This window comes from Streptomyces sp. GbtcB6 (genome assembly GCF_019091475.1).
In the GTDB taxonomy this organism is placed as follows: Bacteria; Actinomycetota; Actinomycetes; order Streptomycetales; family Streptomycetaceae; genus Streptomyces; species Streptomyces hyaluromycini.
Genome location: NZ_JAGXJL010000005.1, coordinates 60,825 through 83,939 on the forward strand (window position 1 = coordinate 60,825; position 23,115 = coordinate 83,939).

Annotated in this window: 32 protein-coding genes and 2 pseudogenes; 26 read left to right on the forward strand and 8 right to left on the reverse strand. The window is 70.9% G+C overall.

The window, feature by feature from the left end; all coding sequences use genetic code 11:
• Positions 1-7: 7 nt before the first annotated feature.
• From KVT45_RS10570 to KVT45_RS10600, 8 genes are all read left to right on the forward strand, one after another.
• Positions 8-856 (forward strand): S9 family peptidase, encoded by an 849-nt coding sequence (locus tag KVT45_RS10570; protein WP_217546292.1) that lies wholly within the window; start codon positions 8-10, stop codon positions 854-856.
• 83 nt (positions 857-939) lie between these two features.
• Positions 940-1,194 carry a MoaD/ThiS family protein gene (locus KVT45_RS10575; RefSeq protein ID WP_217546294.1) on the forward strand — a complete coding sequence of 85 codons (255 nt, stop codon included), beginning with the start codon at positions 940-942 and terminating at the stop codon, positions 1,192-1,194.
• A 9-nt stretch (positions 1,195-1,203) separates the two neighbouring features.
• A complete protein-coding gene (locus KVT45_RS10580) occupies positions 1,204-2,298 on the forward strand; it encodes a hypothetical protein (protein WP_217546295.1) in 1,095 nt (364 codons plus the stop codon).
• 279 nt (positions 2,299-2,577) lie between these two features.
• The gene (locus KVT45_RS10585) at positions 2,578-3,315 is read left to right on the forward strand and encodes a DUF2993 domain-containing protein (RefSeq protein WP_217546297.1); all 738 of its coding nucleotides are present in this window, start codon (positions 2,578-2,580) and stop codon (positions 3,313-3,315) included.
• Between the two features lie 201 nt (positions 3,316-3,516).
• Entirely contained in the window at positions 3,517-3,597 is an 81-nt protein-coding gene (locus tag KVT45_RS58385) for an Ms5788A family Cys-rich leader peptide (RefSeq protein ID WP_350751515.1), read from the forward strand.
• 119 nt (positions 3,598-3,716) lie between these two features.
• Positions 3,717-4,556, forward strand: a complete 840-nt coding sequence (locus KVT45_RS10590; protein WP_089101745.1) for a sulfurtransferase — start codon at positions 3,717-3,719, stop codon at positions 4,554-4,556.
• A 33-nt stretch (positions 4,557-4,589) separates the two neighbouring features.
• Positions 4,590-4,877, forward strand: coding sequence for a DUF1416 domain-containing protein (locus tag KVT45_RS10595; RefSeq protein ID WP_150956794.1), 288 nt, complete (start codon positions 4,590-4,592; stop codon positions 4,875-4,877).
• Between the two features lie 137 nt (positions 4,878-5,014).
• Positions 5,015-5,275, forward strand: coding sequence for a DUF3099 domain-containing protein (locus tag KVT45_RS10600; protein WP_217546299.1), 261 nt, complete (start codon positions 5,015-5,017; stop codon positions 5,273-5,275).
• Here KVT45_RS10600 and KVT45_RS10605 read toward each other — a convergent pair.
• Complete coding sequence (locus KVT45_RS10605) at positions 5,269-5,631, reverse strand: DsrE family protein (RefSeq protein ID WP_217546300.1); 363 nt, start codon at positions 5,629-5,631, stop codon at positions 5,269-5,271. The genes KVT45_RS10600 and KVT45_RS10605 overlap by 7 nt on opposite strands.
• A gap of 70 nt (positions 5,632-5,701) precedes the next feature.
• Here KVT45_RS10605 and KVT45_RS56190 point away from each other — a divergent pair.
• Positions 5,702-5,947: pseudogene (locus KVT45_RS56190) on the forward strand (RNA polymerase subunit sigma-24); the annotation flags it as partial.
• 8 nt (positions 5,948-5,955) lie between these two features.
• Here KVT45_RS56190 and KVT45_RS10610 read toward each other — a convergent pair.
• Positions 5,956-6,738: a TIM barrel protein gene (locus tag KVT45_RS10610; RefSeq protein ID WP_217546302.1), complete on the reverse strand. Its 783-nt coding sequence runs from the start codon at positions 6,736-6,738 to the stop codon at positions 5,956-5,958.
• A 212-nt stretch (positions 6,739-6,950) separates the two neighbouring features.
• Here KVT45_RS10610 and KVT45_RS10615 point away from each other — a divergent pair, with 212 nt between their 5' ends.
• From KVT45_RS10615 to KVT45_RS10635, 5 genes and pseudogenes are all read left to right on the forward strand, one after another.
• Entirely contained in the window at positions 6,951-8,003 is a 1,053-nt protein-coding gene (locus KVT45_RS10615) for a LacI family DNA-binding transcriptional regulator (RefSeq protein WP_217546304.1), read from the forward strand.
• Between the two features lie 80 nt (positions 8,004-8,083).
• Positions 8,084-8,215, forward strand: a pseudogene (locus tag KVT45_RS10620) (transcriptional regulator); the annotation flags it as partial.
• Between the two features lie 67 nt (positions 8,216-8,282).
• On the forward strand, positions 8,283-8,714 hold the full coding sequence (locus KVT45_RS10625) for an Rrf2 family transcriptional regulator (protein WP_217546305.1): 432 nt from the start codon (positions 8,283-8,285) through the stop codon (positions 8,712-8,714).
• A gap of 120 nt (positions 8,715-8,834) precedes the next feature.
• A complete protein-coding gene (locus KVT45_RS10630) occupies positions 8,835-9,575 on the forward strand; it encodes an SDR family NAD(P)-dependent oxidoreductase (RefSeq protein ID WP_217546307.1) in 741 nt (246 codons plus the stop codon).
• Positions 9,576-9,923: 348 nt separating this feature from the next.
• Positions 9,924-10,520 carry a hypothetical protein gene (locus tag KVT45_RS10635; RefSeq protein ID WP_217546309.1) on the forward strand — a complete coding sequence of 199 codons (597 nt, stop codon included), beginning with the start codon at positions 9,924-9,926 and terminating at the stop codon, positions 10,518-10,520.
• A gap of 44 nt (positions 10,521-10,564) precedes the next feature.
• Here KVT45_RS10635 and KVT45_RS10640 read toward each other — a convergent pair whose 3' ends face one another.
• The gene (locus KVT45_RS10640) at positions 10,565-10,798 is read right to left on the reverse strand and encodes a hypothetical protein (RefSeq protein WP_217546310.1); all 234 of its coding nucleotides are present in this window, start codon (positions 10,796-10,798) and stop codon (positions 10,565-10,567) included.
• Positions 10,795-11,169, reverse strand: a complete 375-nt coding sequence (locus KVT45_RS10645; RefSeq protein ID WP_217546312.1) for a hypothetical protein — start codon at positions 11,167-11,169, stop codon at positions 10,795-10,797. The genes KVT45_RS10640 and KVT45_RS10645 overlap by 4 nt, the downstream gene beginning before the upstream one ends.
• Positions 11,170-11,345: 176 nt before the next feature.
• Between KVT45_RS10645 and KVT45_RS10650 the strand changes: the two genes are divergently transcribed.
• Positions 11,346-12,188 carry a helix-turn-helix transcriptional regulator gene (locus KVT45_RS10650; protein ID WP_217546314.1) on the forward strand — a complete coding sequence of 281 codons (843 nt, stop codon included), beginning with the start codon at positions 11,346-11,348 and terminating at the stop codon, positions 12,186-12,188.
• Positions 12,170-12,460 (forward strand): DUF397 domain-containing protein, encoded by a 291-nt coding sequence (locus tag KVT45_RS10655; protein WP_217546316.1) that lies wholly within the window; start codon positions 12,170-12,172, stop codon positions 12,458-12,460. Before KVT45_RS10650 ends, KVT45_RS10655 begins: the two co-directional genes overlap by 19 nt.
• Here KVT45_RS10655 and KVT45_RS10660 read toward each other — a convergent pair.
• Genes KVT45_RS10660 through KVT45_RS10670 form a run of 3 tightly spaced genes read right to left on the reverse strand, consistent with a single transcriptional unit; the run spans position 12,432 to position 13,975 of the window.
• Entirely contained in the window at positions 12,432-12,824 is a 393-nt protein-coding gene (locus tag KVT45_RS10660; RefSeq protein ID WP_217546317.1) for a toxin Doc, read from the reverse strand. The two genes, KVT45_RS10655 and KVT45_RS10660, sit on opposite strands and share 29 nt — an antisense overlap.
• A 2-nt stretch (positions 12,825-12,826) precedes the next feature.
• Positions 12,827-13,075 (reverse strand): antitoxin MazE7, encoded by a 249-nt coding sequence (locus KVT45_RS10665; protein WP_217546319.1) that lies wholly within the window; start codon positions 13,073-13,075, stop codon positions 12,827-12,829.
• Positions 13,076-13,117: 42 nt separating this feature from the next.
• Positions 13,118-13,975, reverse strand: a complete 858-nt coding sequence (locus KVT45_RS10670) for a LysR substrate-binding domain-containing protein (protein ID WP_217546321.1) — start codon at positions 13,973-13,975, stop codon at positions 13,118-13,120.
• A gap of 80 nt (positions 13,976-14,055) precedes the next feature.
• Between KVT45_RS10670 and KVT45_RS10675 the strand changes: the two genes are divergently transcribed.
• The 9 genes from KVT45_RS10675 to KVT45_RS56195 all read left to right on the forward strand — a co-directional run bounded on the left by KVT45_RS10675 (position 14,056) and on the right by KVT45_RS56195 (position 21,920).
• Positions 14,056-14,553: a cupin domain-containing protein gene (locus tag KVT45_RS10675; protein WP_217546322.1), complete on the forward strand. Its 498-nt coding sequence runs from the start codon at positions 14,056-14,058 to the stop codon at positions 14,551-14,553.
• Positions 14,550-14,909, forward strand: a complete 360-nt coding sequence (locus tag KVT45_RS10680) for a DoxX family protein (RefSeq protein WP_217546324.1) — start codon at positions 14,550-14,552, stop codon at positions 14,907-14,909. Before KVT45_RS10675 ends, KVT45_RS10680 begins: the two co-directional genes overlap by 4 nt.
• Before the next feature lie 254 nt (positions 14,910-15,163).
• Positions 15,164-15,811, forward strand: a complete 648-nt coding sequence (locus KVT45_RS10685; protein WP_308310696.1) for a hypothetical protein — start codon at positions 15,164-15,166, stop codon at positions 15,809-15,811.
• Positions 15,808-16,677, forward strand: coding sequence for a hypothetical protein (locus KVT45_RS10690; RefSeq protein WP_308310697.1), 870 nt, complete (start codon positions 15,808-15,810; stop codon positions 16,675-16,677). The genes KVT45_RS10685 and KVT45_RS10690 overlap by 4 nt, the downstream gene beginning before the upstream one ends.
• Positions 16,674-17,645: a hypothetical protein gene (locus KVT45_RS10695; RefSeq protein WP_254646588.1), complete on the forward strand. Its 972-nt coding sequence runs from the start codon at positions 16,674-16,676 to the stop codon at positions 17,643-17,645. The genes KVT45_RS10690 and KVT45_RS10695 overlap by 4 nt, the downstream gene beginning before the upstream one ends.
• Positions 17,646-17,871: 226 nt before the next feature.
• Positions 17,872-18,447: an FABP family protein gene (locus tag KVT45_RS10700; protein WP_217546326.1), complete on the forward strand. Its 576-nt coding sequence runs from the start codon at positions 17,872-17,874 to the stop codon at positions 18,445-18,447.
• A gap of 34 nt (positions 18,448-18,481) precedes the next feature.
• The gene (locus KVT45_RS10705) at positions 18,482-18,958 is read left to right on the forward strand and encodes a Fur family transcriptional regulator (RefSeq protein WP_089101763.1); all 477 of its coding nucleotides are present in this window, start codon (positions 18,482-18,484) and stop codon (positions 18,956-18,958) included.
• A 10-nt stretch (positions 18,959-18,968) separates the two neighbouring features.
• Positions 18,969-19,934, forward strand: a complete 966-nt coding sequence (locus KVT45_RS10710) for a folate-binding protein YgfZ (RefSeq protein ID WP_217546328.1) — start codon at positions 18,969-18,971, stop codon at positions 19,932-19,934.
• A gap of 156 nt (positions 19,935-20,090) precedes the next feature.
• Positions 20,091-21,920 carry a helix-turn-helix transcriptional regulator gene (locus KVT45_RS56195; protein ID WP_308310698.1) on the forward strand — a complete coding sequence of 610 codons (1,830 nt, stop codon included), beginning with the start codon at positions 20,091-20,093 and terminating at the stop codon, positions 21,918-21,920.
• Here KVT45_RS56195 and dtd read toward each other — a convergent pair.
• Positions 21,898-22,323, reverse strand: a complete 426-nt coding sequence (dtd, locus tag KVT45_RS10720; protein ID WP_217546329.1) for a D-aminoacyl-tRNA deacylase — start codon at positions 22,321-22,323, stop codon at positions 21,898-21,900. The genes KVT45_RS56195 and dtd overlap by 23 nt on opposite strands.
• A 158-nt stretch (positions 22,324-22,481) precedes the next feature.
• Here dtd and KVT45_RS10725 point away from each other — a divergent pair, with 158 nt between their 5' ends.
• Positions 22,482-23,075 (forward strand): aerial mycelium formation protein, encoded by a 594-nt coding sequence (locus tag KVT45_RS10725; RefSeq protein ID WP_217546331.1) that lies wholly within the window; start codon positions 22,482-22,484, stop codon positions 23,073-23,075.
• Positions 23,076-23,115 lie beyond the last annotated feature (40 nt).

A 23,115-nucleotide genomic window follows, 5' to 3' on the forward strand; every position in this document is an offset into this window, starting at 1 on the left:
AGCCCACATGAGCATTGGTCCGGCAGGTCATGTGGCACGTTCCATCGTTCGTCCGGCATATGAGACGAGCAGAAACGGCTCTATGCGGACGTTTCTGTGCACGGACGACGGGGTTTCCATCGATTCCGTATACGATCCCGCCGCGGTCGTATACGACGGCTCCCGGCCACTCTCCCGTGACCTTGTGTTCGTCCTGGCCCACGGTTTCACCGGCGACGTGGACCGGCCACACGTACGACGGGTGGTGGCGGCCCTGACCGATTACGCGCCGGTGGTCAGCTTCTCCTTCCGCGGCCACGGCCGTTCCGCCGGCCGGACCACCGTCGGCGACCGCGAGGTCCTCGACCTGGCGGCGGCGGTGGCGTGGGCCCGGGCCCTCGGCCACCCGCGTGTCGTCACCGTCGGCTTCTCGATGGGCGGCTCGGTGGTCCTGCGGCACGCGGCGCTGAACGCCGGATCGGACGCCGCGGCGGACGCCGTGGTCTCCGTGTCGTCCCCCGCCCGCTGGTACTACCGGGGCACCGCCCCCATGCGCCGCCTGCACTGGCTGGTCACCAGACCGGAGGGCCGCCTCGTCGGCCGCTACGGCTTCCACACCCGTATCCACCACCGTGACTGGGACCCGGTACCGCTGTCCCCGGTGGAGGCGGTGCCGAAGATCGCCCCGACCCCGCTGCTGATCGTGCACGGCGACAGCGACGGCTACTTCCCGGTCGACCACCCCCGGATGCTGGCCGACGCCGCAGGCGGCGCGGCCGAGCTCTGGCTGGAGCCGGGCATGGGCCACGCCGAACACGCGGCGGACGACCGGCTGCTGGCCAGGATCGGCGACTGGGCGGCCTCCCGGGCGGGCTAGCCTGACCCTGTACAACAGGTACACAGGTACACAGCCGACCGATTGTTCCTGCCGAGTCTCCTGAGGAAGCTGATAGGAAGCCGATGCCCAAGGTCACGGTGCGCTACTGGGCCGCCGCGAAGGCCGCGGCCGGCATCGCCGAGGAGCCGTACGACGCGGACACCCTCGCCGAGGCGCTGGCGGAGGTACGCGTGCGACACCCCGGGGAACTGGCGCACGTCCTGCGGCGATGCTCCTTCCTCATCGACGGTGACCCCGTGGGCACGCGCGAACATGAGACGGTACGGCTGGCCGAGGGCGGCACGGTCGAGGTGCTCCCGCCGTTCGCAGGAGGGTGAGCGAGAGCGATGACCAACCAGCCGTACGAACCGTACGAACCGTACGAGGGCTACGACCCGTACCAGCAGCAGCCCCCGGCCCAGCCGCAGTGGGGGTACGAGGAGCAGCAGTACGCCACCCAGCAGTGGCAGGGGCAGACCTGGGAGACGCAGACGCACGCCCCGGTGCCGACGGCGGCCGCTCCGCAGGCGGCGGCCCCTGAGACGGCGTACCCGGCGCCGCAGTCGTACGAGCGGCCGTACGTCGCCGAGCAGCAGCAGGCGTACCCCGCGTCGCCTCAGCCCCCTGCCCCTACCTCGGCCTCCCCTGAGCCCGCCGCCCAGGGCTTCGGTCCCGCGACCCTCGCCGGCAACGCGCGGATCACGGACGCCCAGCGGGCCCGCCTGGAGGGCCGCTCGCCGATCATCGAGCCGGGCATGCAGCCGGCGCTGCTCACGGCGCTGCTGGGCCTGCTGCTCGCGGTGGCGGCGCCGATCTCCTCGTACGCCCTGGTCGTCCCCCTGGTGATCCTCCAGGCCGTGACGGCGGCGGGCTGGTTCCGCCTGAACGGCATGTGGCCGGCCCGGCAGGGCATCGCGCTCGCCTTCCTGGGCGGGGTCACGGCGGACGTGGCGGTACTGGTGGCGGGCCGCGACCAGGCGCCGGCGGCGATCCTCGGCCCCCTGGGCATCTGGGTGCTCCTCACCCTCGTCCTCCAGCTCCGCTCGCACGCGGACCCCGACACCCGTATGTACGGCCTGATGGCCACGGTCGCCTCCTCCGCGCTGGCGATCTTCGCGACCGGCTACCTGGGCGCGGACCCGGACGCGGTGTCGGTCGGCGCGGCCGCGGTCGCGGTGGCGGTCCTGGCACGGGCGCTGCCCCTGCCGACCCCGGCGTCGGTGGCCGTGTCCCTGCTGGCCGCGGCCGGGGCGGGCATCGCGGTGGGCGGCATGACGGGGCTGGGCACGAAGGGCGCGCTGATCGGAGCGTCGGCCGCGGTCTGCGCCCTCGTCGGCCACCGGGCGGCGAGCTACGACTACCCGTCGAGGTTCGTCCACTTCACAGCGGGCGTGGCCCTGCCGCTGACGGCGGCGGCGCCGGTGGTCTGGATCCTCCACTGACCTTTTTGCCCACCCACCCACCCACCCGACTCGGTTGGCAGTGGGGCGCCGACTGTGCAGCGCCCCCAAAGGGGCGCGGGGAACTGCGCGACCAGCCCCCACCGGCCCGCACCCGAAAACGGACCGGTTCACCCCTGATGCGGGGGTCTGGGGGCGCGCCCCCAGCACCACCAGCCCCCTCACTGTCACAGGTGCTCGACAATCCCCCGTCGGCCCGCTCCCGCAGGGTTAGCGTGGCGGGACCGACGTGAGCAGCCGACCCCGGGGGAAACCGACCACATGCGTGCCCTGCGAATCTTTCTGATCGTTGTCGTCGTCCTCGGCGTCCTCTTCGTGGTCGTCGACCGTGTCGCCGTGCACTTCGCCCAGGGCGAGGCCGCCGACAAGCTGAGGACGACGGAGGACCTCGCGAGCACTCCCGACGTCTCCATCAAGGGTTTCCCGTTCCTCACCCAGGTCGCGAGCGGCACCCTCGACGACGTGGAGGTCGGCATCAAGGAGTACGACGCCACCACCGGCACCACCGGCAAGACCATCCGGATCGAGGACCTGAACGCCGACATGAAGGACGTCACCTTCACCGGCGACTACAGCTCCGCCACCGCGCGGACCGCCACCGGCACCGCGCACATCTCCTACGCGGATCTGCTGAAGGACGCCCAGACGGAGCCCACCGACCTCGGCCTCGGCTTCACCGGCCAGGTCGTCGGCCTCGCCTATGGCGGCAACGGCAAGATCAAGGTCACCGTCGACGTCACCATCCCCGGCGTCAGCGCCCACCAGAAGGCGACCGTCCTCAGCACGGTCGCCGTCAAGGACAACACCGTGCAGGTGCACGCCGACAACCTCCCCAAGCTCGCCGGTGTCGGCCTCGCCGAGGACCGCTTCCGCCAGGCCTCCGACTTCCAGCAGGCGATCGACCAGCTCCCCGGCGGCATCAAGCTGGACAAGGTGGAGGCCGCGCAGGACGGTGTGGAGATCGCGGTGAAGGGTTCCAACGTCAGGCTGGCCGGGTAGGAAGCGGCACGGCGGGGCCCGGTGCCGTTCCAGCACGCGAGACGGTCGCGTCCGTACAGTAGATGTGATGACCGATACAGGCGCCCGGCCGCCTCGGAACCAGGCCCCGGACCCGCACCCCGTCCCACAATTCGGACGATCGCGTCTCAGCATACGACATGCCGGTGACATGCCCGCTTATCCGTCCCTACGATCGAGCCCATGAAGCGTCAGGCGGATCTCACGAAGCGGCGGGCAGTCGACCTGTGCCGCGTCGCCGCCATGCTCTGTCGCCCCTTCTGACGGCGGAGGCCGCTGCCTCCGCATCCCCCCGCCCTCCCTGGTCGAGGGCATCTGTGCGCCACGACGCGCACCCACCGCACTCGCACGCCCCGCCGCAACTGCCCCGGAGGAGAAAGAGCATGAGCCGCAGCGACGTCCTCGTCGACGCCGACTGGGTCCAGGACAACCTGGACAACCCCGAGATCGCGATCGTGGAGGTGGACGAGGACACGTCCGCCTACGAGAAGAACCACATCCGCAACGCGATCCGTATCGACTGGACCAAGGACCTGCAGGACCCGGTCCGCCGCGACTTCATCGACCAGGAGGGCTTCGAGAAGCTCCTGTCGGCGAAGGGCATCGCCAACGACACGCTGGTGATCCTCTACGGCGGCAACAACAACTGGTTCGCGTCCTACGCCTACTGGTACTTCAAGCTCTACGGCCACGACAACGTCAAGCTCCTCGACGGCGGCCGCAAGAAGTGGGAGCTGGACGCCCGCGAGCTGGTCGAGGAGGTCCCGGAGCGCACCGAGACCACCTACACGGCCAAGCCGCAGAACACCGCGATCCGCGCCTTCCGCGACGACGTCGTGGCGGCCATCGGCTCGCAGAACCTCGTCGACGTCCGTTCCCCCGACGAGTTCTCCGGCAAGCTGCTCGCCCCGGCCCACCTGCCGCAGGAGCAGTCGCAGCGTCCGGGCCACGTCCCGTCCGCGCGCAACATCCCGTGGTCGAAGAACGCCAACGACGACGGCACCTTCAAGTCGGACGACGAGCTCAAGGAGCTCTACGCCGAGGAGCAGGTCGACCTCGCCAAGGACACCATCGCGTACTGCCGGATCGGCGAGCGCTCGGCCCTGACCTGGTTCGTCCTGCACGAGCTGCTCGGTGTCGAGAACGTCAAGAACTACGACGGCTCCTGGACCGAGTACGGCAGCCTCGTCGGCGTCCCGATCGAGCTCGGCGCCAACAAGTAAGACCCGACCTTTCAAGACCTCTGGAGCATCAGTATGTGTGGAGCGAAGGCCGGCGGCCCGGACCCCTCGACGATCAAGCCCGGTGAGACCACGATCCAGGGTCAGGTGACCCGCGACGGCGAGCCGGTGGTGGGTTACGTCCGCCTCCTGGACTCGACGGGCGAGTTCACCGCGGAGGTGCCCACCTCCGCCACCGGACAGTTCCGCTTCTACGCGGCGGAGGGCACCTGGACCGTCCGCGCCCTCGTTCCCGGCGCCACCGCCGACCGCACGGTCGTCGCCCAGCAGGGCGGCCTGGCCGAGGTCGCGATCGCGGTCTGAGACCAGCGGCAGCAAAGGGCCGCGCCACCGGTACCGACACCGGAGGCGCGGCCCTTCGCCGTCGCCCCTTCTGGGTGGGCGTAGGCCGCCGGTTCCGCCGTGGCGCCGGACCCGCTGCGCCGACCTACCCTGGATGCATGCTGGCCCGCCGCCGTCGCGTCTACTTCGTCATGATGGGGATCTGCATCGGTCTCTTCGTCCTGGCGTGGAGCGTCGTACGCATCTGGTCGGTCCCCGCCGCGGTGGGGATGTGCGTGGTGGCCATGGTCATCCCGCCGGTCGCCGCGATGGTCGCGAACCGCCGAGGGCCCGACGACCGCTGGTGGGACGATCCCTCCGGCGATCCGCAGTCCGACGAGTGGTGGGACGAGCTGGACGGCAAGAAGCGCCGTCAGTAGACCAGCGCCTGGGTCCCGTCCGTCATCGCCTCCTGGACGAAGACCTGGGCGCCCGCGATCCGTACGCCCTCGATGACGTCCTTCTCCGTGATGTCCCGGCGGGCCGCGCACTGCGTGCAGAGCGTGAGGGTGCCCCCGGCGAGGATCGACTCGATCAGGTCGGGGAGCGGGGCCGCGTGGGGGAGTTCGAACTCGGCGGCCCGGCCCGGCAGCGCGAACCACGCGGACTCGCCGGTCAGCCACATCGACACCTCGACGCCACTCGCCACGGCCACCGCCGCCACCGTGAACGCCTGCGAACACCGCTCAGGGGCGTCCGCCCCCGCCGTCACCTTGATCACCAGCTTCTTCGCCATGCCGGAAGCGTAACCACCGCCCGGCGCGGCGATCAGTATCCGACGGCTTCGCGGAGCAGCAGCACGGTGCCGCACCCCGGCGGCGTGCCGCCAACTCGCCTCGTCCGCCCGCCGCCGCATCCGCACCGCGCGGCTCCCCGCGGGTCCGGATGCCGGACAGGCCGGCATCGTCAGGCGGTTCAGGGTCGCGTGGGAGACCAAGGACATCGACGCCCTGATCGGCCTGCTCGACCCGGACGCCACCGCGACCGCCGACGGCGGCGGGCTGGCCGTCACCCACCTGGACCCGATCGTGGGCGGCGAGCGGATCGCCCGTGCCTACGGTCAGACGGTGAACGCGGTGCGGAAACGACGGAGTGCGCTGTCGCTGTCCTCGCTCGCCCAGGCCTCCATCGCCACCGTGCCGTCGTAACCGAGGCCGGCCAGGGCGCGGGCGACCGCCGGGTAGTTGATCTCGCCGGTGCCGGGTTCGCGGCGGCCGGGCACGTCGGCCACCTGGATCTCGCCGATCAGACCCGCGCCGTGCGCCTTGCGGACCAGCTCGATCAGATTCCCCTCGCCGATCTGGGCGTGGTAGAGGTCCAGGTTCATCCGCAGACCCGGCCGGTCCACGGCGGCGACCAGGGCCAGGGTGTCGGCGGCCTTCGCGAACGGCACTCCGGGGTGGTCGACGGCCGTGTTGAGGTTCTCCAGCGTGAAGACGACACCGGCCTGCTCACCCAGCTCGGCCACGCGCGTGAGCGTGTCACGCGCGGCGGCCCACATCTCCTCCGTGGGCTCGCCCTTCACCGGGTCCACGGGCAGCCCGTCCCCGTCCAGGCCGGTGCCGTGCAGGTTGAGGCGCCGGCAGCCGAGCCGGTCGGCCGCGTCGATCGACTCCTGTGCGGTGCGCAGCAGTTCGGCCACGCCGTCCGGGTCCGTGAGGTTGCCCCGCACATAGCCGGTCATCGAGCCGAACTCGGCCGGGGTGCGGGCCAGCGCGTCGAGATCGTGCCGGGTCCAGTCCCAGATCTCGACCTGGAACCCCTCGTCGTGCAGCCGCCGCGCCCGCTCGTCGACGGGCAGGTCCCGGAAGACCATCTCGGCACAGACCGCCAGTGTGAACATCCTCGTTCGCCCCTGTCATCCGAAAGCCGGCATCTAGAACGTTCTAGATGGCTGTCGCCAGTACGCCAGCGCGCGGCGACTATGTCAAGACATGGTTTCTAGAACGTTGTAGTAGAACGATGCAGTAGAACGTTGCAGTAGCTCTGATCTGAGGGTTCGCCCTCGTCTACGATCGTTCGACACCACAACACGCCTGCCCAGGGAGACCCGCCGTGTCACCGCCCCCCGCGGTTCCCGACGGCCGTCGGCCGACCCTCGCCGACGTCGCCGCCCGCGCCGGCGTCTCCACCGCGCTGGTCTCCATCGTGATGCGCGGCGTGACCGGCGCGAGCGCGGCCACCCGCGAACGCGTCCTCCAGGCCGCCCGGGAGATCGGCTACCGCCCCGACTCCCGGGCCCGGCTGCTGCGCAGCAGCCGCACCCACCTGATCGGCGTGCAGTTCGAGATCCAGGAACCGTTCCACACCGACCTGGTGGAGCGCCTGTACGCCGCCGCCGAGTCGGCGGGCTATCAGCTCGCGCTCAGCGCGGTCGCGGCCGGTCGCAGTGAGCGCCAGGCTGTCGAGTCGCTGCTCGGCGACCGTTGCGAGGCGCTGGTTCTGCTGGGCCCGCGGGCTCCGGCCGGCCGCCTCGCCGAACTCGCCGCCCTCCTGCCCGTCGTCTCCGTGGCCCGGCGGCTGCGTCCCGCCGTCCCCGGCGTCCAGGTCGTCCGCACCGCCGACGACGAGGGCGCCCGCCAGGCCGTCGACCACCTGGTGTCCCTGGGCCACCGGGACATCCTCCACATCGACGGCGGCCGGGCACCGGGCGCGGCCGAACGCCGCCGCGGCTACCGCACCGCGATGAACGACCACGGTCTCGCCGACCGCGTCCGCGTCCTGCCCGGCGGCCTGACCGAGCAGGACGGCGCGACGGCCGCCCGCGCGATCCTCGACGCCGATCCCTGGCCCTCCGCGGTCCTCGCCTTCAACGACGCCTGCGCCACCGGCCTGCTCGGTGCGTTCTTCCGTGCCGGGGTCTCGGTGCCCGGCGAGGTCTCCGTGGTCGGCTTCGACGACAGCCGCGTGGCCCGCCTGCCCCACATCGACCTCACGACGGTGGCGCAGGACATCTCCCGGATCGCCGAGCTCGCCGTCGCGGCGGCAACGGCCCGCCTGGACGCGACGACGACAGCCACCGCCACTGCCCCAGCCACTGCCACGGTGAAGAGCGAGGACGTGGTCGCCCCGCGTCTGGTCGTCCGGGGCACTACGGCGCCCGTATGAGCCCTGGTTCTCAGCCCTGGGCCGTGGGCCGGACGACGAGTTCGTTGACGTCCACGTCGGCGGGCTGGCTGATGGCGTGGCGGCTGGCCCTCACCTACCAGACGTTCGAGGTGCAGGACGCGCCTGGTCAGTACCTCCTGGTCGGCACCGCGGAACCGGGTAGCCCCGACGCCGACCGGCTGGCCCTGCTCGACGCCTGCCGGCCGCGCTGATGAGGCTTGCTTGCCGCGAGCAGTCGTAACTATTACAGTTACAACGTGGTCGGAGGTGAGGAGTGACATGAGCGCCAACAGCAGGCTGACCGTCGCGGCGCACGCCCTGACCTGGATCGGGCTGTATCAGCGCCGTGGTCACGAGGTAGCCACCTCCGAGCAGATCGCGACCAGTGTGAACACCAATCCCGTGGTGATCCGCCGCCTGCTGGCCCAGCTGCGCAAGGCCGGCCTGGCCGACTCGCGCAGAGGCGCCGGCGCCGGCTGGACGCTGTCGCGGGAGCTGTCGGCGATCACCCTGCTCGATGTCTACGAGGCGGTGGAGCCGGGGCCGGTCTTCGCCCTGCACCCTGCCACCCCCGACCCCGAGTGCGTCGTGGGCCACGGCATGGCCCCGGCGCTGACCGCCGTCTACGACGGGATCGAAGCCACTCTCCGCAAGGAGCTGGCGAGAACCACGCTCGAGGACGTGCTGCGAGACGTGCTGAAAGCCGCCTGACTCCGCCTGTCGACCGCCGGCTGCGGAGCGCGGACTGCCGACTACCGACCGTTGACCGCGGGCGTTTAGTGCCGCGCTGAATGTAACAAAAATAGTTACGTCAAGGAGATGGAGAACGTCATGGGACAGCTGGACAACAAGACCGCGCTGGTGACCGGGGCCTCGACCGGTATCGGCCTGGCCGTCGCGCGCCGGTTCGCCGCCGAGGGCGCCGCCGTCTACCTCACCGGTCGCCGCAAGGCCGAGCTGGAGGCCGCGGTCGAGCAGGTCGGCGGCCGCGCCGTAGGCATCCAGGGCGACGTGTCGAAACTCGACGACCTCGACGGGCTGTTCGCCGAGATCGCCGAGCGCAGCGGTCGGCTCGACGTCGTCGTGGCCAACGCCGGCGTCGGGGACTTCGGTCCGCTCGGCGAGATCACCGAGGAGGAGTACGACCGCACCACGTCCGTCAACCTCAAGGGCACGGTCTTCACCGTCCAGAAGGCGCTTCCGCTGCTGCCGGCCGGCGCCTCGGTGATCCTGCTCTCCTCCAGTGCGGCCCTGCGCGGCGCCCCGGGCCTGGGCGTCTACGCCGCCACCAAGGCCGCGATCCGCAGCCTCGCCCGCACCTGGGCCGCCGAACTCGCCGGCCGCGGCATCCGCGTCAACGCGCTCACTCCGGGCCCCGTCGAGACCCCCGGTGGCGACGAACTGCGGGCCGCGTTCCCGCAGGGAGGGCAGGCGCCCGCCGCGCCGACCCCGCTCGGCCGGGCCGGCCGTCCCGACGAGGTGGCCGCCACCGCCCTCTACCTCGCCGGGGACCAGAGCTCCTTCACCACGGGCGCGGAACTCCTCGTCGACGGCGGCGCCACCCAGCTCTAGACCCGGCCGGATGCCCGCACACCCCGGACTCGGCCCCGCAGTCCTCGGAGTCCTCGCCGTCCTCGCCGTCCTCGCCTTCAACGACGGCTGCGCCACCGGCCTGCTCGGTGCCCGGCGAGGTCTCCGTGGCCGGCTTCGACGACAGCCGCGTGGCCCGCCTGCCCCACATCGACCTCACGACGGTGGCCCAGGACATTCCCCGTCGCCCCGCGACTGGTGGTCCGGGGCACCACAGCACCTCGCCGGCGTGGCGTGGATGTGTGCCCGAGGGGTGGGAGTCGGGCGGGTTCTCGGTCACAGTGGGCGTACTCGGTCGAGGGGAAACCGGGGCGGGGGGAGAGAAGGCCGATGACGGAACCCGATCTGTTCGCACTGGAAGCCGTCGTGGTGGGGCAGCCGAAGCGTTCGATGTGGCGCAGATACCTGGGCCCGGTCCTGGCCGTGTCCACCGTGGAGGGGACACCGCTCGCCGAGGTCACGGACACGGACGCGGACCACAAGCACTTCGTCCTCGCGAGAACGTCCGGCGAGTTCATCGTGCGAATCGAGAAGCGTTCCTGGTCCGATCCGTTCGAGCAGTTCGGACCGGTGCGGTTCCACTTCATCGACGGAGCGGACCAGGAGGTCGGCACCGCCGGTGCCCGTGGACTCGTCAAGTCCCGGCAGCTGAGCTTACGGACGGAGCGTGGACGCCGGCTCCTGCTCGCACGGCAGGGCCTGTCCGTCGAATGGCACCTCACCGAGGCCGACCCTGCAGACGGCCCGGCGCCGGAGATCCTCGGCCGGGTCACGATGAGCACCATCGACCTGTGGACCGGGTTGCAGCGGTACGACGTCGAAATGGCCCCCAGCCTGGACGCCTCCGAACGGCAGACCGTCGTTGCCTCGGTCGTCTGTCTGCACCTGATCCGCCGCCCTCCGGGCGAGGGCTCCGCGGTGGTGTGAGTGCGCCGCGGTCAGCAGACAACCGTAGGCGCCCGTCGAACGGCTCAGACCGGGGTCAGCGCCGCGTAGTCCGCGAAGACCCGCCGGTACCGCAGGTGCCGGGTCTCCTGCGTGTGCCTGCGCTGCCACTCCTCGACCTCGGCCGGATGCCCGCACACCCCCGACTCGGCCCCGCAGTCCTCCTCGTCCCCCGACACGCACCGCGCCGCGTACTCCGGCGCCGCGCTCGCGTCCTGCGCGATCACGTACGGCACGTACCGGAAGACACGGCGGGTCACGGCTGGTGCTCCGCGCGCTGGTGCTGGCGCAGCAGCACGTTCGCGTCGGTGGCCGCGCTGTGGTCGTGGGCGACCAGTGCGGTCTCCCGGCGACCGCCCAGCTCCGTGCACTCGGTGCAGCCGGGGATCGGCCAGGGCGGGCGGCTCAGGTCGTCGGGGTTCGGCGGCACGGCCCACGAACTACGGTCGTTCGCCGCGCGTACGCCCGCGCTGAGCCGCTCTCTGTCGGTGGCGGGCCGCAGCGTCGAGGGATGGGCCTGCCACTCTCTCCCTCCCCCCACCGGACGAAGCATCGCGTACGGCCCCGACTGGTCCCGGTATTCGCCGACCTGGTCGGTGGCGGTGTCGTAGAGCAGGGTTCCGGGCTCCATGGCATTCGCTCCTTTTGTCCAACATCTATACGAAATGCGAGAGTTGGACTACTCTGCGTGTCGAGGCTGCTACGAGGATGGCCGGGAGGTGGGGTCGGCGCGCCGAGGAGGAGCGGTTCTTCCCCGTCTGGCGGCGCTAATTCCACAAATTCCATGGGGAATCAGGGAGGGGTGCGGTGCCGCAGAGGCGGGTGGTGACGGGACGCAGTCAGGAGCCCAGGCAGCGGTTCGCGGAGGAGTTGCGGTTGCTGAGGGCGGAGAGGGGGGTGAGCTTAAAGGGGCTGGCCGAGGAACTGGGCTGGGACGCGTCCAACTTCGGGAAGATGGAGAGCGGCCGGAGTCTGGGGAGCCCGGAGATCGTGGAGGCGCTGGATCAGTTCTATGGGACGCCTGGGCTGTTGCTGGCCTTGTGGGAGCTGGCGGTTGGGGATCCGTCGCAGTTCAAGGAGCAGTATCGGCGGTACATGGTGCTGGAGGCGGAGGCGACCAGCCTGTGGCACTACGCCGTGAGTTCGCCGCCGGGTTTGCTTCAGACGGCGGGATACGCCCGTGAGGCGCTCTCGGTGGGCTGGATCGAGGGCGCTGAACTGGAGCAGCAGGTAGAGGCACGGGTAGGGCGCCGCCAACTTTTGGAGGGGGACGATCCTCCGATGTTCCGCGTCATCCTGTCCGAGGCCGTGCTGCATACGTCGCTGCGCGACTTGAGGGCGTGGCGGGAACAATTGGAGCACCTGGCAGAAGCCGCAGATCGCCCGAACATCACGCTTCAGGTGCTGCCGTTCAGCGCTGGACCGCACGGCCTGATGAACACCTCGGTGAAGTTCCTACGGTTGCCTGATGGCCGTACGGTCGCCTACACCGAGAACGATTTGCGTGGTGAACTGGTCGAAGAAAACGCCTCAGTTGAGCTGCTACTGCGTAGGTACGATGCGATGCGCGACCTGGCGCTTTCACCGGCCGAGTCACGCAAGATCATCCTGCGGATGTTGGAGGAAGTGCCGTGCGAGCCGTCGACCTGAGTGGCGTCACGTGGCGCAAGAGCAGCTACAGCAACACGAGTGGCGGCGACTGTGTCGAGGTCTCCGACGATGTCTTGGCCTTCGCCTCCTGGCACAAGAGCAGCTACAGCAACTCGGACGGCGGCCAGTGCCTCGAAGTGGCCGCCGGTCTCCCCTCCCTCGTCCCCGTCCGTGACAGCAAGGCACCTTCCCGCGGAGCCCTCCTCTTCGAAGCCTCCGCCTGGGCGGCCTTCGTTGACGGAATCAAGCGGCGGGGTCCCCTGGCCGACTGAACGAGCGCAGCCGCTCGGCGATGCCGTACGAGTCGAGCCGCAGCGCGCGGATGTCGTCGATGACGTCTTGCCACAGCTCGGGTTTCGCCTCCACGCGCTCCCCGGAGGCTTCGAGGTAGGCAAGGGCGACGCCGTAGCCGTACAACTCGTTGCGGGCCGGCAGCGGACGCAGCAGGACGATCTCTTCCAGGAAGGTGGCTGCCCTCCAACAGGCGTCCGGATCAGCGCGGTCCGGACGTGGGGTGTTGACCCGATGCCGGGCCGTCATTCCGACGAGAATGGACAGGTCGTTGACGGTCAGGTCGCCCCGGAGGATCTCTTCCTGGCGCTCCAGGAACCAGCGATGATCGACGTTCAGTTCCACGGTCAGGCCGCCTGCCCGGTGTCCCTGGCGCGGGGCGGAAGGCCGCCGTACTTGGCGTCGAACGCTTCAATGGTCCCGGGTTCGTTGATCACGCGCCGGAAGACCGCAGTGGCCGTCGCGAGGGCTCGTTCTTGCTGCTTCTCGTCGGCCAGTCGGGCCAGGTAGTCCTTGATGGTCAGCCCCTGGGCATCGGCGAGCTCCCGCAGTATGTCCCTGGTGGTGTCGTCGATCTTGACTGTGGTGTCGGCCATATGGCGAGTATACCGTGAAGAATACTTGTTCGACTACCGTTTTCAGGTGCGGTAGGCCCCCATTGCCACCTGCACGAACGACCGCAGCAACGGATTCCCGTTCCCCTCCGCCCACGCCACCACCACGCGGCTCGGCGGCATGTCGGCGACCGGGACCACCGTGAGCCCGGCTCCCGGGTCATGGCCGGCCAGTGTCATGCCCACCGTGCCGTTCCAGAGCACCGCCTGCCGGCATTCCTGAACGGCGCGCACCACCGGCCCCTCCCGCACCTCCCCGCCGTTCCAGTACGACTGCCAGAGCCGGTCCGTGTCCTCCGGGAACCGGAACCAGCGCCGGTCGGCGAGGTCGGCCAGCTCCAGGCTCTCCCGGTCGGCCAGCGGATCGTCGGCACGGAGCAGCGCCCCCACCGGATCGGCGCGCAACTCCCTTACAACCAGGCCCGTTTCGTCGAACGGCGCGCGGGTCAGGGCGATGTCGACGGCACCGGCGTGCAACCCGCACGTGGGGTCCGTCAGGTCGGTCTCGCGGATACGGATCTCGACGCCCGGGTGCCGTTCGCGGTACGCGTGGGCCAGGCGCCGTACGCCCGGATCCGTGCTGTCGCCCAGGAGACCGACGGTGAGCACCCCGGCCCCCGCCCCCGCCGCCGTCGCGACCCGCACGCGCAGCCTGTCGGCCTGGTCGAGGAGCGCCCGGGCTTCGTCCAGCAGGACCGCTCCCACCGGGGTCAGGGCGACCCCTGCCGGCGACCGCTCGAAGAGCCGCGCGCCGATCTCGGTCTCCAGCGCCTTGATCGCACGGCTCAGCGGTGGCTGGCTCATATGGAGCCGTGCGGCGGCCCTGCCGAAGTGGAGTTCCTCGGCGACCGCCACGAAATAGCGCAGCGTCCGTAGCTCCATACAGCAACGATACCGATCGGGTATCGAGGCGGCGGAACAGGTCTTGGACGGCCGTACCGCCCAGGACGTCGAATCGGAGCATGACGACTCACGACAACGACCCCGCCGTACCCGCACCCGTATCCGTATCCGTATCCGTCGTCGGCCCCGGCGACGGCGAGGTGCTGATGCTCGGTACCACCCGGATGCGCGTCCTGGAGGACGGGCGTACCACCGGTCACCGCCTCGGCCTCGCCGAGTCCGTCCTCGCGCCGCACACCCCCGGTCCGCCGCAGCACCGGCACGCCCGGCACGACGAGGGCTTCTACGTCATCTCCGGCTCGGTCCGCTTCACGGTGGGGGACGAGGAGTACGACGCCGGCGCCGGGACGCTCGTCATGGTGCCGCCCGGTGCCCCGCACACCTTCGCCAACGTCACCGGCGAACCGGCCGTCATGCTCAGCACGTTCACGCCCGATCTGTACGTGCAGTATTTCCGGGACCTGCGGGACATGTTCGCGGCCGACGGGCCGCCGAGCCGGCAGGCGAACATCGACGTGATGAGCCGTTACGCCACCGAGCCCGCCGACGTCTCATGAGCGTCGCGTACTGGATCACGGCCGGTCTGCTCGCCCTCTTCTACCTCTACGGGGGCGGGCTGAAGGTCGTACGGAGCAGGGAGCGGCTGGTGCCGATGATGGCGTGGGTGGACAGCACGCCGATGCCTGCCGTGAGGGCCATCGGGGTGGTGGAGGTGCTCGGCGCGGTCGGCCTGGTCCTCCCGCGCCTGACCGGTGTCGCGTCCTGGGCGGCCCTGACCGCCGCGACCGGGTTCGTCGTCCTCCAGATCGGCGCGATCAGGGTCCATCTGAGGATGGGGGACCGTCAGATCGCCCTCAATCTCACGCTTCTCCTCGCGGCGGCGGCGACCGTGTGGCTGGCGGCGGTTTCCTGATCGTAATTAATCTTTGGACAACTCGCTGAGTCGACCATGAGTCTCCTGTGGAGCGCGGATCAAGGAAACCGCGCTCCCGTTGTGCACAGGGGGGCGAAATGGACGCACCAGAGACACCACCAGAGACACCACCAGAGACACCATCCGAAGCGCCGCCGGAAGAGTCCGGGGAAACGGCACCGGAAACTCCACCCGAAATACCGAAAAGACGCCGTACCGGCACACTGATCGCCACCGCCGCCGTACTCGGCATCGTGGCGGGCACCTGCGTCGGCTACCTCGTCCAGGCCGACCGCGAGCCCACCGCCCTGCCGCCCCTCTCCCAGCCGTCCGCCGCGCAGGCGAAGGGTGCCGGTCCCGAGCCGCTGTCCGCCGCCCAGGACCGGGAGGTCAAGGCCGACGGCGATCTGCGCAAGCTGCTGCTGAAGAAGCCGAGGGGCGCGCGTGCGGCTTTCTACCCGGACAGCGGCGGCTGGATGAGCCTCGCCGACTACGCGGAGACGTACGACAAGCCCGCGAGTGGCTTCGCGGACCTCGTCGCCGGCGAGTTCCGGCGGGCGGCCGTCACGGACTGGCGGGAGGGCGGCACGTACAGCGTGGAGATCCGCCTGGTCCAGTACCGCCAGGAGGAGACGCTCGGGGCGGCCGACGCGGCCGACGGCGGTTACTACTGGGCCGGCAAGGACGCCGGCACGGACGGCCGGCCGATACCCGGCACCGGCGACGGTATGGCGTACGTCCACAACAAGCCCCACAGCGAGCCGGGTTACGTGGACGTGTACTCGGCCGAGGCGCACGCCTGGCGCGGTGACATCGCCATGGAGATCTGGGTCTACGACACGAAGCCGGTCCCGAAGGCGAAGATCATGGATCTGGCGAAGCGGCAGATGGAGCGGCTGTGAGCGAGGAACTGTCCGGCGTGGCCGGTGAGGCCGACGGGGTGGGTGAGGCCGGTGGGATCGAGGAGATCGGTGCGATCAGTGAGGCCAGTGAGATCGGTGAGACCGGTGGTCGTCGGCGGCGTCGTATAGCCCGGATCGCCGGGATCGGCGTGCTGCTCGTCGCCGTCGTCGCGGGGGTCGCCGGCACCGCCGTGAGGGTGACCGGCGCCGACCGGGATCCGGGAGTCCCCGGCTGGGACCTGCCGAAGACGGCCAAGGGCAAGGCGAAGGAGGCGGCGGCCGGGGGAACCGGTCTGCAGGCCCTGCTGCTGCCCTACGGCACCGAGGGGTTCGGGCGGGGCCCGGACATCGGGGAGTTCGGCTCCGACGCCCGGCTGTCCGGCCGCCAGGCAACCGACCTGCGCAAGGAGTCGATCAAGGATCTGCCCCGCTCCCAGCGCAAGGAGCTGGAGCGGCTGATCGACAAGCAGCAGACCAAGGGCATGGCGATGCGCAGCTACCTGAGCACCGAGACGCCGACGGAGGGCACGTCGTACTCGGACCACGCCTACACCGTCGACATCGTGCTGTCGCAGCTGGGCGACCAGCGGACCGTGCGGACCGTCGCCACGGCCCAGCAGGAGTTGTTCGACGCGCTGAAGGTCTTCCGCAAGGGCCCGGAGGTGAAGGGCCACAAGGACGCCGCCTGCTTCCTGCCGCCCGCCGACTCGGCCGAGAAGCTCGACATGATGGTGTGCTCCGCGTACGTGGGTGACGTGCTGGTCAGCGCCACGGCCACCGGTGCCAAGCCGCTGGACGAGAAGGGTGTGGCGCTGTTGCTCGGCGAGCAGCTCGACCGGATCAAGAACCCGGGAGTGGCGGTATGACCATGAACCAGCCCGAGCAGGCCGAGCAGGGCGAGCCGGTCGTGCAGCCCGAGCCGGCCGTGCAGGGCGAGCAGCCGGAGCAGGCCGTGGAGCCCGTGCAGGCCGTGCAGGCCGTGGAGCCCCTGCAGGCCCTGCAGGCCGTGCAGGCCGTGCAGCCGGAGTCGGCCATCGACCTCCCGCCGTCCGAGCCGCAGCCCGCGAAGAAGGACCGTCGTCGGCTCCGGGCCGCAGCCCGCTGGGTCTCGGCCGTGGCCGTCTTCGCGGTCGTCGGGACCGGTACGGCGTACGGCATCACGCGCGCGGACCGGACGGACGTACCCGGCCTGGCCACGCACTCCGACGGCCGCTGGGAGTACCCCACCCTGGTGAAGCCGCCGCTGCCGTCCGGCAGCCCGGCGCCGTTCGCCGAGGCCAACAAGGTGAACGCGCACTACGCCGACCTGCGCCGACTGGTGCTGCCCGCGCCCCGGGGCGCCACCGCCGACGGCGCCCTGCGCGGCGCGGACGGCTGGCTGGCGACCAAGGACTTCCTGGCGCTCTACGCCGACAAGGCGGACCGCGAGGAGCTCGCCGGGAAGCTGGCCGACTACGGGCTCCGGCACATCGCGGCCCGTGGCTGGACCACCCCGGACGGTACGCACACCGGGATCTACCTGCTGCAGTTCGGCAGCGCCACGATCACGGAGAAGCTGCTGAACACCGAGATGATCGTCGATGACGCGCCCGCCTACACCGTGCGCGGCGCCGACACCTTCCTCCGGGACGAGGAGTTCCCGGACGCCGCCCGGATCACGGACGTCCTCCTGGCACCGTACGTGGAGGACAAGCCGTACGGCGCCGAGCAGGTGCGGCTGGTCTGTCTCGCGGCCGGCGACACCTTCGGCGTGATCGTCCAGTCCCGGAAGGGGGAGGCGCTCGCCGTCCCCTTCCAGCAGACGGTGACGCTGCAGAGCGAGCTGCTGGGCTGACCCGGCGCGGGCGTACCTCGCCAAGAGGGCCGGGCCCGGGCCGCGTAAGCTGGGGCCCGGCTCTTGTACGTACGCCCACCCTCGCTCAAGGAGCATCCGTGGAAGCCTTCTTCGAAACCCTGCTGGTCCTGGTCTGCGTCGGCGTCCTCGCCTTCGCCTGGCTGACCGTGAAGAAGCTGTACCAGGGCCAGCGCTGAACCGAGTCCGAGTCTAGGAACCACCACTCATGATCGAGATTCCGTCCGACCTGCACAAGGACCTGGTCCCACTCGCCTTCCTGCTCGGCAGCTGGGCAGGCGCGGGTGTCCACGACTTCCCGGGCTCGGAGAAGTGCAACTTCGGCCAAGAGGTCACCTTCAGCCACGATGGGCGGGACTTCCTGGAGTACCACTCCCACACCTGGGTGCTGGACAACGACGGGAACAAGGTCCGTCCGCTGGAGTCGGAGTCCGGCTTCTGGCGCATCGACGCCGACCGCAAGGTCGAGGTCACGATGGTCCGCGACGACGGCGTGATCGAGATCTGGTATGGCGAGATGGCCGTCAAGAAGCCCCAGATCGACCTGGTCACCGACGCCGTGGCCCGGACCGCCGCCTCCGCCCCGTACAGCGGCGGCAAGCGCCTCTACGGCTACGTCAAGAGCGACCTGATGTGGGTCGGCGAGAAGCAGACCCCCGAGGTCGAGCTGCGCCCCTACATGTCGGCCCATCTGAAGAAGGTCGTCACCCCGGAGGACGTCGAGCGCTGGGCCAAGGCCCTTCCCGACGACATGCCGGACGACGGCATCGCGTTCTTCAAGTAGTTCTGAACATTAGAAGTAGTTCTAGACTTTCGGTGTGGTGAGCACCGACTGGAAGAGCGACCTCAGGCAGCGCGGCTACCGGCTGACGCCGCAGCGGCAACTCGTGCTCGAAGCCGTGGACACCCTTGAGCACGCGACCCCCGACGACATCCTCGGTGAAGTGAGGAAGACCGCGTCGGGGGTCAACATCTCGACGGTCTACCGGACCCTGGAGCTCCTGGAGGAGCTGGGGCTGGTCAGCCATGCCCATCTCGGGCACGGGGCGCCGACGTACCACCTCGCCGACCGGCACCACCACATCCACCTGGTCTGCCGCGACTGCGAGAACGTGATCGAGGCGGATGTGGCGGTGGCCGCGGAGTTCACCGCCAAGCTGCGGCGGGACTTCGGCTTCGAGACGGACATGAAACATTTCGCGATCTTCGGGCGCTGCAAGGACTGCACGCTGAAGAGAGCCAAGGCGGCGTCCCCCGCATCCGCATCCGTCCAGACTTCAATTACCGAGTCGTAGGCTTACTCATATGAAGAGCCCCCTGCTGTCCCTGCCCGGCGCGGTGCCCGCCGAGGGCGTGGACGAAGGCGTCGCCGCGCACTACGGCGACCTGTTCCGCGAGCAGCGCGCCCTCGCCGACGGCGCCGGTTTCGTCGACCTCTCCCATCGGGGCGTCGTGGCCGTCACCGGCGAGGACCGGCTGAGCTGGCTGCACCTCCTGCTCACCCAGCACGTCAGCGAGCTGCCGGTCGGCGAGGCCACCGAGGCGCTGATCCTGTCCGCGCACGGCCATATCGAGCACGCGCTGTACCTGGTCGACGACGGTACGACCGTCTGGGCCCACGTCGAGCCCGGCACCCAGGAGGCGCTGATCGCCTACCTGGAGTCGATGAAGTTCTTCTACCGGGTGGAGGTCGCCGACCGCACGGACGACTTCGCGGTCGTCCACCTGCCCGCCGGCTCGATCGCCGAGGTCCCGGACGGCGCCGTCGTACGCGAGACGGCGTACGGCCGTGATCTCTTCCTGCCCCGCGCCGACCTGGAGTCGTTCGCCGGGAAGGCGGGTCCGGCCGCCGGGCTGCTCGCCTACGAGGCGCTGCGCGTCGAGCACCACCGGCCCCGGCTCGGCTTCGAGACCGACCACCGGACCATCCCGCACGAGCTGGGCTGGATCGGCACCGCGGTGCACCTGCAGAAGGGCTGCTACCGGGGCCAGGAGACCGTGGCCCGGGTGCAGAACCTCGGCAAGCCGCCGCGCCGCCTGGTCTTCCTCCACCTGGACGGCAGCGACGTCCACCTGCCGCCGCACGGGACCGAGATCCGCGTGGCCGACGAGGGCGAGGACGGCCGGAAGATCGGCTTCGTGACGACGTCGGTACGCCACTTCGAACTGGGGCCGGTGGCCCTGGCGTTGGTCAAGCGCAACATCCCGGCGGACGCCCGGCTGATCGCGGGGGAGACGGCCGCGGCACAGGAAGTGATCGTCGAGCCGTAGCCCCGCCGCGGGAATCGGTCCACAGGCTGTGGATCTCCGTAAGCACGCTGCGAGATATGCCGTTGACACTCCATAATTGGCAACGGGCGGCGACCACTTGAACACGGTGTGCACGTGTTCGACCCGGCGAGCGGCGTGCCCTCGGGGGGAGGCGCCGTGACACCGCAGGAGGAGTTCGCCGAGGCGCTGCGCGTCCGCCGGGAGGCCGCGGACCTCTCCCTCGCCGAGCTGGCCCGCCGGGTCCACTACAGCAAGAGCTACCTCAGCCGGGTGGAGAACGGCCTGCGGCCCCCGGGCCGGCTGCTGGCCGAGCGCTGTGACGCCGCCCTGCGGGCCGACGGCGCCCTGCTCGCCCTGCTGCCGCCCGGACCCGAGCAGCACGAGCGACGGGACGAGGCCGACCAGCCCGTCCGCGGCACCCGGCGCCGCCCACCCCCCGATCCGGCCCCGGCCGCGCCCCCGCCGGCCCGGCCGAGCGGCTACGGCGCCGGGTTCGACCAGCACATCCGGCGCGGCGACACCCGCCACCTGCTCGGCGAGATGTACGAGGCGGGCCGGCACTACCAGGCCGCCTACGAGGCCGCCGGCGGCGACGAACTGGCCCGCGCGCACGCCGTCGTCCGCAGCGCCCGGCGCTGGTCGGACCCCGGACAGGTCGACCGCGACCTGCTGTTCCGCATCGACGCCTGCCTGGCCGCGCTGGCCGGCCGCGAGGACACCCGGGCGGTGGAGCTGCGGCTCCAGCTCACCGCCCACCGGGCCAAGAAGCTCGCCATGGCCATCGGCGACGACACCGCGGTCACCGGCGCCGAACCCCGCACCGGCGCCCGGCTGGCCCGCCAGGCGCTGGCGGAGCTGCGCGAGCGCGACCGCCGGCCGGCCGGAACACCCGGCGGGGTGGGCGACGAAGCCCGCTGCGAGGTCCTGACCGAGACCCGCTGGGCCCTGTACGACTTCGAGCCCGCCCGCACCCTGCTCGCCCTCTCCACCGAACTCCGCGACCTCGCCGTCCGCTCCCACTCCGCCTACTTCCAGGGCGAGGCGCTGGTCGCCCTCGCCATCGACCAGCTTCGCACCGGCCGGGTGCCCGCCGCCGAGGCGACCCTCAGCCGGCACCGGGAGTACGCGGCCCGGCACCGCAGCCGGCTCGCGTACTGGCACCAGGGCACGCTGGACGCCCTGATGAGCCTGTGGCGCGGGGAGTTCGCCGCCGCCGAGGGCTGGATCCTCGGGGAGGCCGGGCAGGTGGCGGCGGCGATGGAGGCCGGGCTCTCGATGCCCGCGGACGCCCTCAGCCAGACCGTGCTCGGCCAGGAGTACTGGCTGCGCCACGAACAGGGCCGCCTGGCCGAGCTGTTCGCCTCCCCGCGCATGGCCGGCGTCCAGCGCCGCGGCTACTTCCCGGTGTGGCGGGCGGGCCTCGCCCTGGCCCTGTGCGCGACCGGACGGTACGAACAGGCCGCGGACCAGCTCCGGGCGTTCGCCGCCGACGCCGGTGACTTCACCCGGTTCCCGCCGAGCGGCTGGGCCCTGCCCACCGCGGCGACCCTCGCCCTGGTCTGCGCCGAGCTCGCGGAGCGCACCGGCCGCCGTACCGAGGTGTCGGCGTACGTCCCGGCGCTGCGTGCCCTCCTCGACGCGCACGGCGACGAACTGGTGCTGGCCGGCTGGCCCACCGTGCTCCTTGGCCCCGCCGCCCGCTTCAGCGCCCTGCTCGCGCTCGTCGCCGGTGAACCGGAGACCGCGCTCGGGCACCTCGCCCGCGCCGTACGCCTGGCGCAGCGCTACCCGGCGCAGATGGCCCGGCTCCGCCTCGACGAGGCCCGCGTCCGGCTCCGTACCGGCTCGCCCGCCGCCCTGTCGCCCGCCGCCCTGGCCACCGCCCACGGCCTGGCCCGGACCGCGCTCGGCACGGCGGAGGAACTCGGCATGACGGCCCTGGCCCGGGACTGCCGGGAGCTGCTCACATCTCCAGCAGGACGGTGAACGGGCCGTCGTTCGTCAGCGACACCCGCATCTGCGCCCCGAACCGCCCCGTCGCCACGGTCGCCCCCAGCGACCGCAGCTGCGCCACCACCTCGTCCACCAGCGGCTCGGCCACATCCCCGGGCGCCGCCGCGTTCCAGGTCGGCCGCCGCCCCTTGCGGGCATCGCCGTAGAGCGTGAACTGGCTGATGACGAGCAGCGGCGCGTCGATGTCACTGCACGACTTCTCGTCCGCCAGCATGCGGACCGACCAGAGTTTCCGGGCGAGTTGGGCGGCCTTCTCCTTCGTGTCGTCGTGGGTCACGCCGACGAGCACGCACAGCCCCTCGCCCTCGATCGCGCCCACCGTCTCGCCGTCCACGACGACGCTCGCGCCGTCCACCCGCTGTACCACCGCTCGCATGCGGACCATCATGCCCGGTGCCCGGGTGGCCCTCACAGGGGGCCCATTATTGATCCTTAACGTCCCAACTAGGGCCGTTCGGGGGCACTCGGTCACATTGCAGCCACTTGGGGTGGCACCATGCTTCCACACGCCGGTCGAGGGGACGGTAGATACGCATGAGCACACCGAGCACCGGGCGACTGAAGACGCAGGGCACGCAGAGCGTGCAGAGCCTGCACCGGCCGCCCGCACAGCGCGGCGAGGACATCCCGCTGCCCGTGGAACCGCCGGAGCACGACCTGATCCGCCTGAGCCTGCCCGAGCTGCGCGTCCTGCGCCGGGACGCCCAGCGCGACGAGGCGGACCTGAGCTATGTACGACGGCTGCTCCAGGGCCGTATCGACATCCTGCGCGCGGAACTGGCCCGCCGCTCCCCGGCGGGCGCGGCCTCCGTCGTGGACCGCCTCCCGGAGATCCTCACGGACGCCCCGGCCCGCCACCGCTCCTCCGCCCGCCACGTCACGCTGGGCACCCCGCACAACGAGGAGTACGGCAGGCTGGCGGCCGACATGCTGGCCGAGGTCGAACTCTCCGACCTGGAGGCCCGCACGGACACCGAGCTGACGGCGGCGATGGGGCGCCTGGTCCGCTACGAGCAGGAGGTGTCGCGGCGCAGGCAGCGCCTGCAACGGACGGCCGACGATTCGAGCGGGGAGATCACGAGGCGCTACCGGGAGGGCGAGGCACAGGTCGACGATCTACTGACGTAAGGCCGACTGTCTGGGGGCGCGGGGAACTGCGCGACAAGCC